Below are 14221 nucleotides of genomic sequence, written 5' to 3'. Positions count from 1 at the left end.
TCAGGCGTCGGGCGCGCCGTCGAGCAGTGCGTCGAGCAGCCGCACCGCGCCGGCCTTGTCGAGCGGTTCGTTGAAGTTCCCGCACTTCGGCGAGACCACGCACGAGGGGCACCCGTCGCGGCACTCGCAGTCGTCGATCGTGGCGCGGGTGACCCGCAGCCACCGCTCGACCACCTCGTAGCCGCGCTCGGCGAAGCCAGCCCCGCCCGGGTGCCCGTCGTGCACGAAGATCGTCAGCGTCCCCGTGTCGGCGTGGACGGCGGTGGACAGCCCGCCGAGGTCCCAGCGGTCGCACGTGGCGAGCAGCGGCAGCAGGCCGATCGCGGCGTGCTCCGCCGCGTGCGCCGCCCCGGGCACGTCGGTGCGCTCCAGCACCCGCTCCACCACGTCCGGCGGGAGGGTCCACCAGGTCGCGACGGTGCGCAGCGTGCGCGACGGCAGGTCGAGCGGCTCTTCGCCGACGAGGCTTCCGTCGTGGCGTCGACGGGAGAACGAGACCACCTGGCTCGTCACGTCGACCTCGCCGAGGTGGACGGTCGTGGCACCCCAGCGTCGTGTCCGCCGCGTCGAGACGATCGAGACCTCCGTGGTCGAGCGCGCCGACGTGGACCAGCCGGGGTCCTCGGCGTGCACCACCGCCACGCCCTCCTCCACGTCGTACTCGTCGACCACGTGCACCTGACCTTGGTGCACGTACACCGCGCCCTCGTGCACCTCGCCGTCGGCGGACCCGGCATCGACGGTGCCCACCAGCCGGCCGGTCGGACCGTCGACGATCTGCACGGGCGCGCCACCGCTGCCGCGCAGGTCGGCGAGCGCGGCAGCGCGGTCGCGGCGGGTCCAGAACCAGCCCGCGGTCCTGCGACGCAGCCAGCCCGCCGCCTCCAGCGCGTCGACCCCCTCGCGGGCGCGCGGCCCGAACAGCGCCAGGTCGGCCTCGGTCAGCGGAAGCTCCTGCGCCGCGGCGGCCAGGTGCGGACCCAGCACGTACGGGTTGTCCGGGTCGAAGACGGTCGCCTCGACCGGCGCGCCGAGCCAGGCGTCGGGGTGGTGCACGAGGAAGGTGTCGATCGGCTCGTCGCGAGCCACGAGCACGCCGAGCGACGGCTGCCCGTCGCGACCGGCTCGTCCCACCTGCTGCCAGAACGCCGCCCGCGTGCCGGGGAAGCCCACGCTGACGACGGCGTCGAGCCCGCTGACGTCGACGCCCAGCTCGAGCGCGTTGGTGGCGGCCAGGCCGAGCAGGTCGCCCGAGCGGAGCCGGTCCTCCAGGGCCCGCCGTTCCTCGGGCAGGTACCCGCCGCGGTAGGTGGCCACCCGGGCGGGCAGCTCGGGGGCGACCTCGCCGAGGCGCTCCTGCGCGCCTCGGGCGATGGACTCTGCCCCTCGCCTGGACCGCGAGAAGACGAGGGTGCGGGTGCGGTCCAGCACCAGGTCGGTGAGCACGTCGGCCGCCTCGCGGCCCGCGGACCGCCGGCTCGGCGGCTGCGACGGGTGCGCGGCGCCGACCAGGGGCGGCTCCCAGAGCGCGATCGTGCGCGGGCCGTGCGGCGAGGCGTCGTCGGTCACGGCCACCACGTCGAGCCCGGTGAGCCGCCGCGCCGACGCCTCCGGCTCGCTCACCGTGGCCGACGAGAGCACCACGACGGGCTGCGACCCGTGGTGCGCGCACACGCGCAGCAGCCGGCGCAGCACGTGCGCGACGTGCGCACCGAACACGCCCCGGTAGTGGTGGCACTCGTCCACGACGACGATCCGCAGTCCTGCGAACAGCCGTGCCCAGCGCTCGTGGCCGGGCAGGAGCGTGTGGTGCACCGTGTCCGGGTTGGTGAGCACGAGCTGCGCGTGGTCGCGCGCCCACGACCTCTCGTCGAGCGAGCTGTCGCCGTCGACGGTGGTCGCCCGGACGAGCGGTGCGCCGTCCTCGTCGCGGGGCAGACGGCGCAGCTGGTCGGCGGCGAGCGCCTTCGTGGGCGCCAGGTAGAGCGCGGTGGGGGCGCGGTGCCCACGGATCGCGTCGCCCGCCCGACCCCGGACGAGCGCGTCGAGCGCAGGGACCTGGTAGGTCAGCGACTTCCCCGAGGCCGTGCCCGTGGACACGACGACGTGCCGACCCGCGTGCACGTGCGCGAGCGCCTCGGCCTGGTGCGCCCAGAGGTGGGTGACGCCCTGCGCCGCGAAGGCCGTGCGCACGCGCGGGTCCACCCACTCCGGCCAGGGCTCCACGACGGCGTCGCGGGCGGGGACCTCGTGCAGGTGCAGGATCCGGTCGGCGTAGCGCGTCAGCACTCGGTCCGGTTCCACGGTGCCATCATCCCAGGGCCCCCGTCGCGGGCGCGGACGACGGGGCGTCGAGGCGTCCGGCGTGGTTGACTTGGCGTACCTCCGAGGAAGGATGTTGATGGAGCTCCTGCTGACCACCCGCACCGACGAGCCCTTCGAGATCATCGAGGTCGGCGGCGAGATCGACGTGTACACCGCCCCGCGGCTGCGGGAGGCGATCGTGGAGGCGATCGACGCCGGTCACCTGCGCCTCGTCGTCGACGTGCAGCGCGTCGACTTCCTCGACTCGACCGGTCTGGGCGTCCTCGTCGGCGCCCTCAAGAAGGTCCGGGCGGGCGGGGGCTCGCTCGACATCGTCTGCACGCACCCGCGGCTGCTCAAGATCTTCGAGATCACGGGCCTCGACAAGGTCTTCGGCCTGCACGACTCCGTCGAGGCGGCGCGCGCCGCGCACGACACCGCCGGCCTCGCCTGACGCCGGCCCGACGTCGGCGTGACACGCTGACGACATGGAACGACTACGCGCCCGCCTGACCGACGTCGGCTTCACCGTCGAGCGGGTGCAGGCCCTGCTGGGGCCCGAGGCCCAGGGCGCGCTGCTGCGCAACGAGACGACCCCGGCGGAGCGCGCGACCCGCGACGGCTCGCCCCTCTCGACCCTGGTGCGGCTCTTCTCCCTGCAGCGACCCGAGCCCGCGGCGGCGGTCGAGGCCGCGCTGCCGGGGCAGGTGGACGACCTCGTGGGCCGGGGTGTGCTCGCCCGGGACGGTGACGCGGTGCGAGCCGTGGTCGACGTCCGCCCGTACGGCGACGAGACGCACGACTGGTGGGTGGTCTGCGACCTGACGCCCGGGCTCGACACGCGCCCGATCGAGGTCGGGCCCGAGCACGTCCTCGGCATCAGCGAGGCGTCCTCCTCGCTCGCCCAGCTCACCGTCCCCTCCTCACGCCTCCTGCCCGGCGGCGGGTCGACGCGCGCGCTCGACCTCGGGACGGGGTGCGGCGTGCAGGCCCTGCACCTCGCACAGGGGCACGACCGCGTCGTCGCGACCGACGTCAACCCCCGTGCCCTCTGGGCGGCACGGCTCACGGCGGAGCTCAACGGCGTCGACGTCGACGTGCGCGACGGCTCCTTCTGGGACCCGGTCGCGGGCGAGCGCTTCGACACCATCGCCACGAACCCGCCGTTCGTCGTCTCCCCGCCCACCGGCGACCGGCTCGTCTACCGCGAGGGGTCCCTCGAGACCGACGGCGTCGTCCGCACCGTCGTGGCCGGCGCGGCCGACCACCTCGTGCCCGGCGGGTGGTGCCAGGTGCTCGGCAGCTGGGTGCACACCGACGAGCCGTGGCAGGACCGCCTGGGCGGGTGGGTCGGCGCCACCGGGCTCGACGCGTGGGTGGTCCAGCGCGAGGTCGTCGACCTGTCGGCGTACGTCGAGATGTGGCTCGCCGACGCGGGCGTCCGGCACCGGCCCGACTACACGGCCCGCTACGACGCCTGGCTCGACTGGTTCGACGACCAGGGCGTCCAGGCCATGGCGTTCGGCTGGATCAGCCTGCGTGCGGCGCACCGCGACGTGCCGGTGCTGCGGCTGGAGGAGTGGCGCCACGAGGTCGTGCCGCCCGTCGGCGCGGCGGTCCTGTCCTGGGGCGAGCGCGTCGACGCCCTGGCCGCGGCCGACGACGTGCTGGACGTCCGCTGGCGCCAGGCGCCCACGCTGACGCAGGAGACGTTCGGCCGGGCCGGCGAGGAGGACCCGGAGGCCATCGTGCTGCGCCTGGGGGAGGGTCTGCGCCGGGCCGCCCAGGTCGACACCGTCCAGGCGGGGCTGGTCGGTGCGCTCGACGGCGACCTGACGGCCGGGGAGGTGCTCGACGCGCTCGCGCAGCTCCTCGAGCGCGATCCCGAGGTCCTGCGCGAGCAGTACCGTCCGGTCGTCCACGAGCTCGTCGCCGACGGCCTGCTCGTTCCCTGACCGCCTCGCGCGGGCCCTGTGGCGCGCGCCACCTGCGGCCCCGGGGCACGATGTTCCTTGACAAGGCGCGTTAGCGTATGCCGCGTCCGGCCCGCTGTCCGTGCGCCCGGACCGTCCACGAGGGAGTAACACCGTGACCACGCTCGTCATCGTCGAGTCGCCGAACAAGGTGCGCAGCATCCAGTCGTACCTGGGTGACGGCTACGTCGTCGACTCCAGCGTGGGCCACATCCGCGACCTCCCGAAGGGTGCCGACCAGGTGCCCGCCAAGTACAAGGGCCTGCCCTGGGCGCGCCTCGGCGTCGACATCGAGAACGGCTTCGACCCCGTCTACGTCGTCGCCGCCGAGAAGAAGCCGCAGATCACCAAGCTCAAGAAGCTCCTCAAGGAGGCCGACGAGCTCGTGCTCGCGACCGATGAGGACCGCGAGGGCGAGGCCATCGCCTGGCACCTCTTCGACGAGCTGAAGCCGAAGGTCCCGGTCAAGCGGATCGTCTTCAACGAGATCACCAAGGAAGCGATCACGCGGGCCGTCGAGAACCCGCGCGACATCGACATGGACCTCGTCGACGCGCAGGAGACCCGCCGCATCCTCGACCGTCTGTACGGCTACGAGGTCAGCCCCGTGCTGTGGAAGAAGGTCATGTCCGGCCTGTCCGCGGGTCGCGTGCAGTCGGTCGCGACCCGCCTCGTGGTCGAGCGCGAGCGGGAGCGCATGGCGTTCCGCTCCGCCTCCTACTGGGACCTCGACGCCACCTTCGACGCCGGCGAGCAGCACGAGGACGCGCGCTTGTTCCCGGCCCGTCTGGTGACGGTCGGCGGCAAGCGCGTGGCGAACGGTTCGGCCTTCGCCGACGACGGCACCCTCAAGAACGCCGACGTCGCGCACCTCGACGAGGCACGCGTGACCGCCCTCGCGGCGGGTCTGCGCGACGAGACGTTCACGGTCGCCGGTGTCGACGCGAAGCCCTACACCCGCAAGCCGTACGCCCCGTTCCGCACCACGACCATGCAGCAGGAGGCGTCGCGCAAGTTCGGCTTCGGCGCCGCCCGCACGATGCAGGTCGCGCAGCGGCTGTACGAGGGCGGGCACATCACCTACATGCGCACCGACTCGATCACGCTGTCGCAGACCGCGCTCAACGCCTCGCGCGCCCAGGTCAAGGAGCTGTACGGCGCGGAGTACCTGCCCGACAAGCCCCGCACCTACGCCGGCAAGGTGAAGAACGCCCAGGAGGCGCACGAGGCGATCCGGCCCGCGGGGGAGCGGTTCAAGACCCCGCAGGCCACGGGGCTGCGCGGTGACGAGCTCCGGCTGTACGAGCTGATCTGGAAGCGCACGCTCGCGTCGCAGATGAAGGACGCCCGCGGCGAGCAGGTCTCGATCCGCCTGACCGCGACCGCCTCCGACGCTGCGGGCGCCGACGCGGGAGCGCCGGTCGAGCTGACCGCGTCGGGCCGCACCATCACGTTCCACGGCTTCCTGAAGGCGTACGTGGAGTCCCGCGAGGACAACGGCCAGGGCGACGACCAGCAGACGAAGCTCCCGGCGCTCGCCCAGGGTGACACGGTGACCGCGCACGAGCTGACGCCCGCCGGCCACGAGACGAAGCCGCCCGCCCGCTACACCGAGGCCTCGCTCATCAAGGAGCTGGAGGACCGGGAGATCGGTCGCCCGTCGACGTACGCGTCGATCATCGGCACCATCCAGAACCGTGGGTACGTGTTCAAGAAGGGCACCGCGCTCGTCCCGGCATGGATCGCGTTCAGCGTCGTCCGGCTGATGGAGCAGCACTTCCCCCGCCTCGTCGACTACTCCTTCACGGCCGAGCTCGAGGACGTCCTCGACCAGGTGTCGCACGGACGCGAGGAGCGTCAGCGCGTGCTCGAGGGGTTCTGGGCCGGCAGCGGCGAGAAGGACACCGGGCTCAAGCGGCTCATCGAGAACCTCCCCGACATCGACGCCCGCGGTCTGGCCACGTTCGAGCTCGGCGACGGCGTCGCGGTGCGCGTCGGGCGCTACGGGCCGTACGTCGAGGGCCCGCCGATGGTCCCCGGCAAGGACGGTGTCGACGTGCCAACGCGCGGCAACGTGCCCGAGGACCTGCCACCGGACGAGCTGACGCTCGAGAAGGCCAAGGAGCTGCTGGCGAACCCGGCCGGTGCCGAGAAGATGCTCGGCACCCACCCGGAGACGGGGCTCGACCTCGTCGTGAAGAACGGTCGCTTCGGTCCCTACGTGCAGGAGCTGCTGCCCGAGGACGCCCCGAAGGGCGAGAAGCCGCGCACCGCGAGCCTGTTCCGCACGATGAGCATGGACGCGATCGGCATCGACGACGCCGTCCGGCTCCTTACCCTCCCGCGCGTCGTCGGCACCGACGTCGACGGCACCGAGATCACCGCGCAGAACGGTCGCTACGGGCCGTACCTCAAGAAGGGCACCGACTCGCGCTCGCTCGAGTCGGAGGACCAGCTGTTCACGCTCACCGAGGAGCAGGCGCGCGCCATCTACGCGCAGCCGAAGACCTACGGCCGCCGCGGCACCGCCAAGCCCCCGCTGAAGGAGCTCGGCGTCGACCCGGTCAGCGAGAGGCCGATCGTCGCGAAGGACGGCCGGTTCGGCGTCTACGTGACCGACGGCGAGACCAACGCCTCGCTGCGCAAGGACGACGACCTCGAGACCCTCACCGAGGAGCGCGCCCAGGAGCTCCTCGCTGAGCGCCGCGCCCGCGGTCCGGTCAAGAAGACGGCGAAGAAGAGCGCCAAGAAGGCCACGACCAAGAAGACCGCTGCGAAGAAGACGGCCACCAAGAAGACGGCGGCGAAGAAGACGGCGGCGAAGAAGACCGCGGCGAAGAAGACCGCTGCGAAGAAGACGACGGTCAAGAAGACGACGACGGCCAAGACGGCGACGAAGTCGTCGGCGGCGAAGAAGAGCTGAATCCTCTCGGCTTCCTGGTCGTGACCTTGCTGGTGCGCTGCCGTAGGGGACAGCGTCGTGCTGGTGCGCTGGCGCAGGGGGTCTGTGCTTGCCGGTGCGCTGCCTCGGCTCGCGGCGGGGGTGGTCTCCGAAAGGGCCTCGACCGGGCGGTTGGCGGCGGCGCTGGTCTGGGGTCTCGGGCTGTGGGTTGGTGCTGAGGGTGGGCTCAAGATTCTGCGTTGGTGCACTGGCGGCCAACGCTTCTGCGTTTGCGACGGGATCCCGTCGTGAACGCAGAATCCTTCCGCCGCTCAGCCCTCCATCGGTGGATCGGCAACCGCAGGAGCGCTCCTGCGGTTGCTGATCCACCGATAGGCCGCGCGAACGCAGAACCTTGGCCCGAGAACGCTGAAACGACGAATCGTGCGTCACCCACAGGCCGAAGCCAGACCCCGAGACCCAGACCACCCTCAGGCCCGCTGCCGGTCGAGGCCCTTTCGGAGACCAGACACAGCGCCGGCCGAGGCAGCGCACCATCAAGGTCAGACTCCCCGCGGCAGCGCAGCGGCAAGACCAAGCCCCCTGCGCCAGCGCAGCGGCAACCACACGACGACCGCAGCCAGCGCAGCAGCAAGGTCACGACGACCGCAACCAGCACCCCACCCCGTCGTACCCGCCCCCTAGGATCGGCCCCATGCAGCCGCGCTACACCGACTCGGGCGTCTTCGTCGCGCTGGAGGGCGGTGAGGGGGCGGGAAGTCGACGCAGGCGCGGCTCCTCGCCGACTGGCTCGGCGCCGCCGGTCACGAGGTGCTGCTCACGCGCGAGCCGGGTGGCACGGAGGTGGGGCGCGGTTGCGGGGCATCGTGCTCGATCCCGCCACGGGGCACCTGTCGCCGCGCACGGAGGCGCTGGTCTACGCCGCCGACAAGGCCGAGCACGTCGACGCCGTCGTGCTCCCGGCGCTGGCGCGGGGCGAGGTGGTCGTCACCGACCGCTACGTCGACTCGACGCTGGCCTACCAGGGTGCCGGACGTGCCCTCGACGCCGCCGAGCTGGAGCACGTGGCGCGGTGGGCGACGGCCGACCTTCGCCCGCACCTGACCGTCGTGCTCGACCTCGACCCCGTCGTCGGGCTCGCGCGGGCGGGGGAGCCCGACCGCATCGAGGCCGAGCCGCTCGACTTCCACCAGCGGGTCCGCAGCCACTTCCTGGCGCTGGCCGCCGCCGACCCGGCGCACTACCTCGTCGTCGACGCCGACCAGTCGCCGGACGTCGTCCACGCCGCCGTGCGGGCGGCGGTCGAGCCGTGGCTGGGGCAGGCGCGGTGACCAGCGTCTGGGACGAGCTCGTCGGGCAGGCCCCGGTCGTCGACACGCTGTCGGCCGCGGTCCGCTCGGCCGGTGGCGACGGTCGCTCGATGACCCACGCCTGGCTGTTCACGGGCCCGCCCGGATCGGGACGCTCGAACGCGGCGAAGGCGTTCGCTGCGGCGCTGCAGTGCGAGCGCGGCGGCTGCGGCGAGTGCCGCTCCTGCACCACGGCGGCGGCGGGCAGCCACCCCGACATCACGCTCATCCGTACCGACGGTCTCTCGATCGGCACCGACGTCGCCCGCGAGTACGTCCGCAAGTCCGCGCTCAGCCCGGCCCTCGGGCGCTGGCAGGTGCTGGTCGTCGAGGACGCCGACCGGCTCACCGAGCAGGCGGCCAACGCCCTCCTCAAGGCGGTGGAGGAGCCGTCGCCGTTCACCGTGTGGATGCTCTGCGCGCCCGCCACGGAGGACGTGATCGTCACGATCCGCTCGCGCTGCCGGCCGGTGCTGCTGCGCACGCCGCCGGTCGACGCCATCGCCCGCCTGCTCGTCGAGCGCGACGGGGTCGAGCCGCAGCTGGCGCACGAGGTGGCGGCCGCCTCCCAGGGCCACATCGGCCGGGCTCGCGGCCTCGCGCGCGACCCCCAGGCGCGGGAGCGGCGCCGGGAGATCCTGTCGCTGCCGACGTCGCTGCGCTCCCTCGGCGACTGCCTGGTGGCGGCGCAGCGCATCAACGACGAGGCCACCGCCCGTGCCGCCGCGATCGCCGACGTCGCCGACGAGCGCGAGAGCGCCGACCTCAAGCAGTCGTGGGGCGTGGAGGACCGCGGCCGTCGCCCCGCCGGCTACGCCGGGGCGGTCTCCTCGCTCGAGAAGGACCAGAAGCGACGTCGTACCCGGCTGGCGCGCGACTCCATCGACGGGGTGCTGCTCGACCTGCTGTCGTTCTGCCGCGACGTCGTCGCCGTGCAGACCGCCCCCGGCGCACCGCTCGTGAACGCCGACGTCGCCGACGCGGTGCGCGAGGCGGCCCGTCTGTGGACGCCCGAGTCGACGCTGAGCCGGATCGGTGCGATCGTCGAGGCGCGCGAGGCGCTCACCGCGAACGCAGCACCGCTGCTCACCCTCGAACGCATGATGATGGGATTCCGGAGCCGATGAAACGACCGCTGATCGTCCTGATCGCCCTCGCCGCGGTGGCTGCGGTCGTCGCGGGCGTCCTGCTCGTGGTCCGCGACGGCGACGGCGCGTCCGACGACTCGCCCGCCGCCCAGGCGATCCAGCCCACCGGCGAGCAGGCTCCCGACGGCCTGCAGCGCTTCTACGACCAGAAGCTGACCTGGAAGGGCTGCGGCGGTGACTCCGAGTGCGCCACGATCACCGTCCCCATCGACTACGACGAGCCCGACGGCGCGACCACGACGCTCAAGGCCGCGCGCTACCTCAGCACCGGCGACGGCACGCGCGTGCTGTTCGTCAACCCCGGCGGACCCGGCGGGTCGGCGATCGACTTCGCCGCGAGCCTGGCGGGCAGCATGGCGCCGACGGTGCGCGACGCCTTCACGATCGTCGGCATCGACCCCCGCGGCGTCGGCGAGAGCTCGCCCCTGGAGTGCCTGCCCGACGCCCAGTTCGACGCCTACGCGGCCAGCGACCCCGACCCGAGCACGTCGGCCGAGGTGCGCGAGCTGCGCGCCGGCGTCCGCAAGCTGGGCGAGGCGTGCGCCAAGAACTCCGGCGAGCTCGCCGGACACGTCTCCACCGAGGAGGCCGCCCGCGACATGGACGTCGCGCGCGCCGCGATGGGGCAGCAGAAGCTCGACTGGTTCGGCGCGTCGTACGGGACGCAGCTCGGCGCCACCTACGCGACGCTGTTCCCGCAGAAGGTCGGCGCCATGGTGCTCGACGGCGCCGTCGACCCCGCCCAGGACGTGTTCGGGTCCGCCTTCGGGCAGGCCACCGGGTTCCAGCGCGCGCTCGACGCCTATCTCGACGCGTGCGCGAAGCTCGAGTCGTGCCCGCTCGGCCAGGACCCCAACGCCGCCAACCGGGCGCTGGCCACCTTCATGTCCCGGCTGGAGGACCAGCCGCTGCCCACTGGGACCGACCGCGAGCTGACGAAGGGCCGGGCGTTCTACGGCGTGGCCGTCACCCTCTACGACAAGGCGGCGTGGCCCGTCCTGTCGCAGGCGCTCACGGCAGCGCTGCGGGGCGACGGGTCGTTGCTGCTGCGCCTCAACGACCTCTACTTCTCCCGGCAGAGCGACGGCAGCTACGACGGCAACATCGGGTGGGCCAACATCGCAGTCAACTGCCTCGACAACCGCGAGCGGCCGAGCGTCGCCGAGGTGGAGGCCGAGCTGCCCCGCTTCGAGAAGGTCTCGCCGGTCTTCGGTGCCGCGCTCGGCTGGGGCACCCTCGGCTGCACTGACTGGCCCGAGCCCGCCGAGCGACCGCAGGTGGAGATCGACGCCGAGGGCTCGTCGCCGATCGTCGTCATCGGCACCACCCGCGACCCTGCGACGCCGTACGAGAACGCCAAGGCGCTGGCCGACCAGCTGGGCGACCGCGAGGGCGTGCTGCTCACCCGTGAGGGCGACGGCCACACGGCCTACAGCTCCGGCAACCGCTGCATCGTCAAGGCTGTCGACGCCTACCTCGTCGACGGCACCGTCCCGCGCGACGGCACGACCTGCCCCGACGAGTAGTCCGGCCGCAGTCCGGCCTCGCACCGCCCGGCGGTGCCGCGGCGACGGGGGCGGGCTCAGGCCGAGCGGATGGCCTCGTGGTGGCGGATGACCTCGTCGATGATGAAGGTCAGGAACTTCTCGGCGAACGCGGGGTCGAGGTCGGACTCGACGGCGAGCGAGCGGAGCCGCTCGATCTGGCGTGCCTCGCGGTCGGGGTCGGAGGCCGGCAGGTCGTGCGTGGCCTTCAGCCGGCCCACCCGCTGGGTGCACTTGAACCGCTCCGCCAGCAGGTGCACGAGGGCGGCGTCGATGTTGTCGATGCTGGAGCGCATGTCGTCCAGCTCGGCCCGCACGTCCTCTGTCCCGGTCACGGGGTCGAGTGTAGGGGGGCCCGTGTGTCCCGCTGGAGGGGCAGGGGTAGGCTGTACGAGGTTCTGCGGGCGATCCTCGCGGGACCTTCGCCGCCTTAGCTCAGTCGGTAGAGCGTTTCACTCGTAATGAAAAGGTCGTCGGTTCGATTCCGACAGGCGGCTCCACCAGGCCCGGTCACGCAGCAGCGGACCGGGCCTTCGTCGTGCTCGCAGCTGTCGCACTCGATGGGCATGTCCACCCGGCTTCTCGCTCAGCTGCAGAGGTCCTCGTCGGCGTGTCGCGAGGTGGTCTCGACGGCGGGGGTGTCGCGGACCTGCAGGCCCGTGGCGTCGGAGGCGCCCAGGACGAGGCGCACTCCCGCGACGTCGGGGTCGACCTGCGGCTCCACGTCGAGCCCGAAGGAGCGGGCGACGGCGGCTGCGGTGCGCTTCGCGCGGTCCGAGCCGTCGACGACGAGGATCGTCCGCTCGGCCGGCTCCTGCGCGTCGCCCACGGCGACGACGGTGTGACCGAGCGACTCGAGCTGGCCGGCGGCCGACGCGGCGAGGCCAGGGACCCGCGCCCCGTTGAGCACCTCGATCGGTGCGTGCTTCGGCGAGGGAGCCGGTCGGTCCGACGCGAGGCGCACCGGCTCGTCGGCGTCGATGGCGGAGAAGACGGTGCGGGCGTCGTCGGTGGCGACCACGCGGTTGGGGTCCTGTGGGGCAGCCGCCGTGGGCATCGCCATGAAGGTGATGCGAGCAGGGTCCACCGATCGCACCCGCTGTGCGAGGCGGCCGAGGGCTCTGGTGCTGGCGAGGTCGTCGTCGACGGTCATCGACTGCGTGGCTGCGTCGAGGAACCTCACGAGCCGGTCGGGGCGGGTCAGCACCTCGGCCGAGCGCACCTCGTGGATGATCGCCGACATCACCACCTGCTGGTGGCCGATGCGGCTGAGGTCGCTGCCGTCGCCGATCGCGTGACGGGTGCGGGCCAGCGCCAGCGCGTCGGTGCCGTCGACGCGCTGCTTCCCGGCCGGCAGGTCGAGGTGCGCGTCGTCGTCGCGCAGCGCCTCGGGCAGGCACACGTCGACTCCACCGAGCGCGTCGACCATGTCGGCGAAGCCGTCGAAGTCGAGCTCGACGAAGTGGTGCACGTGCACGTCGCTGAGTGCCTCGACGGCACGCACGCTGCAGGCGGGACCGTGCTGCAGCGCCGCGTTGATCATGCCTGGACCCCCGGCGTGCGACGTCCCGTCGGCGTCGTCGCACGAGGGCAGGTCGAGGAGCGTGTCGCGCGGGATCTGCACGGCGTCGATGCGGCTGTTGTCGGCGGCGACGTGAGCCAGCACGAGGGCGTCGCTGCGTCGGCTGCCGTCGCCGTTGCCGTGCTTCGAGGTCCGGAGGTCGCGCGAGTCCGAGCCGATGAACAGGACGTTGAGGGCACCGGTGTCGGTGTCGTCCTCGACGAGGTGGTCGCCCACGGTCGCCGTGCTGAGGTTCGCGGACAGACGCCACTGCAGCACGCCGAGCGCCACGCCGGCCACCAGCGCGAGGCTGACGACACCGACGAGCACGACGCGCACGGTGCGGCGTCGCCGCTGGAGCATGCGTCGTCGGGCCCGCGTGGGAGGGGCGGTCGCGGTGGGGGTGCGCTCCTGCTCCACGAGCTACTCCGCCGTCCGGGCCGGTTCCTCCTCCGAGCTCGGGGGTTCCTCGCGCATCTCCTGCCTGAAGATGCGCAGCGCCTGGCCCGAGCCGCGGGCCAGCTCCGGGAGCTTGCGGCCGCCGAACAGGAGCACCGCGACCCCCAGCACCATCAACAGCTCCGTCGCACCGATCTGCCTCAGCATGCTTCTCCCTCGTGTCGCCGGTTGCTCGCCGTCTGGTTGCGCGCCGCGACGACCCGTCGACGCTAACAACTCTCGCCTGAGAGACGCCTGAACCGCGTCACGGCCCTTCGGGCTCGAGGCGGGCTCGACCCCAGGTGGTGCGGTTCGTGCTCCGATACGGTTCGCTGCATGCCGCGTGCGTACCGCTCCCCGACCCGCGACGCCGTCGCCGCGGCCACGCGCCGCAGGATCGTCGAGGCGGCGGGGACGCTCTTCGTGCGCGACGGCTACGCGGCGACGTCGATGCAGGCGATCGCGGCCGAGGCGGGCACGTCGGTGCAGACCGTGCACGCGCACGGTCCCAAGCACGCACTGCTCGTCGCGGCGCACGAGCTGACGCTGGCCGGTGACGAAGGTCGACATCCGCTCGCCGAGCGTCCGGAGCTGGTCGACATCATGGCCGAGCCCGACACGGGCGTGGCGATCGAGCGGTACGTCGACTTCCTCGTCGAGGCGAACCTGCGGTCCGCGGCGCTCCTGCACGCCATGGTGTCCGCCGCGGACGTCGACGCGAGAGTCCGCTCGGCGGTGCAGGACCTGGAGGAGCGCCGGCACCGCGACATGACCATCGCCGCCGGGTGGTTCGTCGCGCGCGGACGGCTCCGCGCCGACCAGGCGTCCGAGGCGGCCGACCTGCTCGGGCTGGTCGTCGGCCCCGAGCCGTGGATCCACCTCGTCCGCGAGAGAGGGTGGACGCCGACGCGCTACGGCGTGTGGCTGCGTCGCCAGCTGGACGAGCTGGGGGCGGCGCTCGACGGGTGACCCATATTGGGGTTAGTCTCACTCTAGTCAATT

10 protein-coding genes, 1 tRNA gene and 1 pseudogene are annotated in these 14221 nt (G+C 72.9%); 8 read left to right on the top strand and 4 right to left on the bottom strand.

What is annotated here, in order from left to right; translation table 11 throughout:
• Positions 1 to 2304 carry a DEAD/DEAH box helicase gene (locus tag Aeryth_RS13935; RefSeq protein ID WP_067859953.1) on the bottom strand — a complete coding sequence of 768 codons (2304 nt, stop codon included), beginning with the start codon at positions 2302 to 2304 and terminating at the stop codon, positions 1 to 3.
• A 97-nt stretch (positions 2305 to 2401) separates the two neighbouring features.
• Here Aeryth_RS13935 and Aeryth_RS13930 point away from each other — a divergent pair, with 97 nt between their 5' ends.
• The 6 genes and pseudogenes from Aeryth_RS13930 to Aeryth_RS13905 all read left to right on the top strand — a co-directional run bounded on the left by Aeryth_RS13930 (position 2402) and on the right by Aeryth_RS13905 (position 11202).
• A complete protein-coding gene (locus tag Aeryth_RS13930) occupies positions 2402 to 2758 on the top strand; it encodes an STAS domain-containing protein (protein WP_067859950.1) in 357 nt (118 codons plus the stop codon).
• Positions 2759 to 2792: 34 nt separating this feature from the next.
• The gene (locus Aeryth_RS13925; RefSeq protein WP_067859947.1) at positions 2793 to 4259 is read left to right on the top strand and encodes a DUF7059 domain-containing protein; all 1467 of its coding nucleotides are present in this window, start codon (positions 2793 to 2795) and stop codon (positions 4257 to 4259) included.
• Between the two features lie 133 nt (positions 4260 to 4392).
• Positions 4393 to 7200, top strand: a complete 2808-nt coding sequence (topA, locus tag Aeryth_RS13920) for a type I DNA topoisomerase (protein WP_067859944.1) — start codon at positions 4393 to 4395, stop codon at positions 7198 to 7200.
• A 786-nt stretch (positions 7201 to 7986) separates the two neighbouring features.
• Positions 7987 to 8510, top strand: a pseudogene (tmk, locus tag Aeryth_RS18370) (dTMP kinase); the annotation flags it as partial.
• The gene (locus tag Aeryth_RS18365) at positions 8507 to 9655 is read left to right on the top strand and encodes a DNA polymerase III subunit delta' (RefSeq protein ID WP_067859940.1); all 1149 of its coding nucleotides are present in this window, start codon (positions 8507 to 8509) and stop codon (positions 9653 to 9655) included. The pseudogene tmk and the gene Aeryth_RS18365, both read left to right, overlap by 4 nt.
• Positions 9652 to 11202 (top strand): alpha/beta hydrolase, encoded by a 1551-nt coding sequence (locus Aeryth_RS13905; RefSeq protein ID WP_067859937.1) that lies wholly within the window; start codon positions 9652 to 9654, stop codon positions 11200 to 11202. Before Aeryth_RS18365 ends, Aeryth_RS13905 begins: the two co-directional genes overlap by 4 nt.
• A gap of 56 nt (positions 11203 to 11258) precedes the next feature.
• Here the strand turns inward: Aeryth_RS13905 and Aeryth_RS13900 are convergent, their stop codons facing one another.
• Positions 11259 to 11555, bottom strand: a complete 297-nt coding sequence (locus Aeryth_RS13900) for a chorismate mutase (protein WP_083516457.1) — start codon at positions 11553 to 11555, stop codon at positions 11259 to 11261.
• Positions 11556 to 11644: 89 nt separating this feature from the next.
• On the opposite strand from Aeryth_RS13900, the gene Aeryth_RS13895 reads away from it, so the two are divergent.
• A tRNA-Thr gene (locus tag Aeryth_RS13895) sits at positions 11645 to 11720 on the top strand.
• Positions 11721 to 11806: 86 nt separating this feature from the next.
• On the opposite strand, the gene Aeryth_RS13890 is transcribed toward Aeryth_RS13895, so the two are convergent.
• Both Aeryth_RS13890 and tatA read right to left on the bottom strand, forming a co-directional pair.
• Positions 11807 to 13201: an LCP family protein gene (locus tag Aeryth_RS13890; protein WP_158509213.1), complete on the bottom strand. Its 1395-nt coding sequence runs from the start codon at positions 13199 to 13201 to the stop codon at positions 11807 to 11809.
• Between the two features lie 3 nt (positions 13202 to 13204).
• On the bottom strand, positions 13205 to 13387 hold the full coding sequence (gene tatA, locus Aeryth_RS13885) for a twin-arginine translocase TatA/TatE family subunit (protein ID WP_067859934.1): 183 nt from the start codon (positions 13385 to 13387) through the stop codon (positions 13205 to 13207).
• 168 nt (positions 13388 to 13555) lie between these two features.
• Here tatA and Aeryth_RS13880 point away from each other — a divergent pair, with 168 nt between their 5' ends.
• Complete coding sequence (locus Aeryth_RS13880) at positions 13556 to 14188, top strand: TetR/AcrR family transcriptional regulator (protein WP_067859931.1); 633 nt, start codon at positions 13556 to 13558, stop codon at positions 14186 to 14188.
• Positions 14189 to 14221: the final 33 nt, after the last annotated feature.

Source organism: Aeromicrobium erythreum (assembly GCF_001509405.1).
In the GTDB taxonomy this organism is placed as follows: Bacteria; Actinomycetota; Actinomycetes; order Propionibacteriales; family Nocardioidaceae; genus Aeromicrobium; species Aeromicrobium erythreum.
This window is presented reverse-complemented; position numbering and strand designations above follow the sequence as displayed.

Excerpts from the sequence above, each read along its gene's own strand:
- Aeryth_RS13930 (WP_067859950.1), top strand. The coding sequence starts at position 2,402 with ATGGAGCTCCTGCTGACCACCCGCACCGACGAGCCCTTCGAGATCATC.
- Aeryth_RS13925 (WP_067859947.1), top strand. The coding sequence starts at position 2,793 with ATGGAACGACTACGCGCCCGCCTGACCGACGTCGGCTTCACCGTCGAG.
- Aeryth_RS13905 (WP_067859937.1), top strand. The coding sequence starts at position 9,652 with ATGAAACGACCGCTGATCGTCCTGATCGCCCTCGCCGCGGTGGCTGCG.
- tatA (WP_067859934.1), bottom strand. The coding sequence starts at position 13,387 with ATGCTGAGGCAGATCGGTGCGACGGAGCTGTTGATGGTGCTGGGGGTC.
- Aeryth_RS13880 (WP_067859931.1), top strand. The coding sequence starts at position 13,556 with ATGCCGCGTGCGTACCGCTCCCCGACCCGCGACGCCGTCGCCGCGGCC.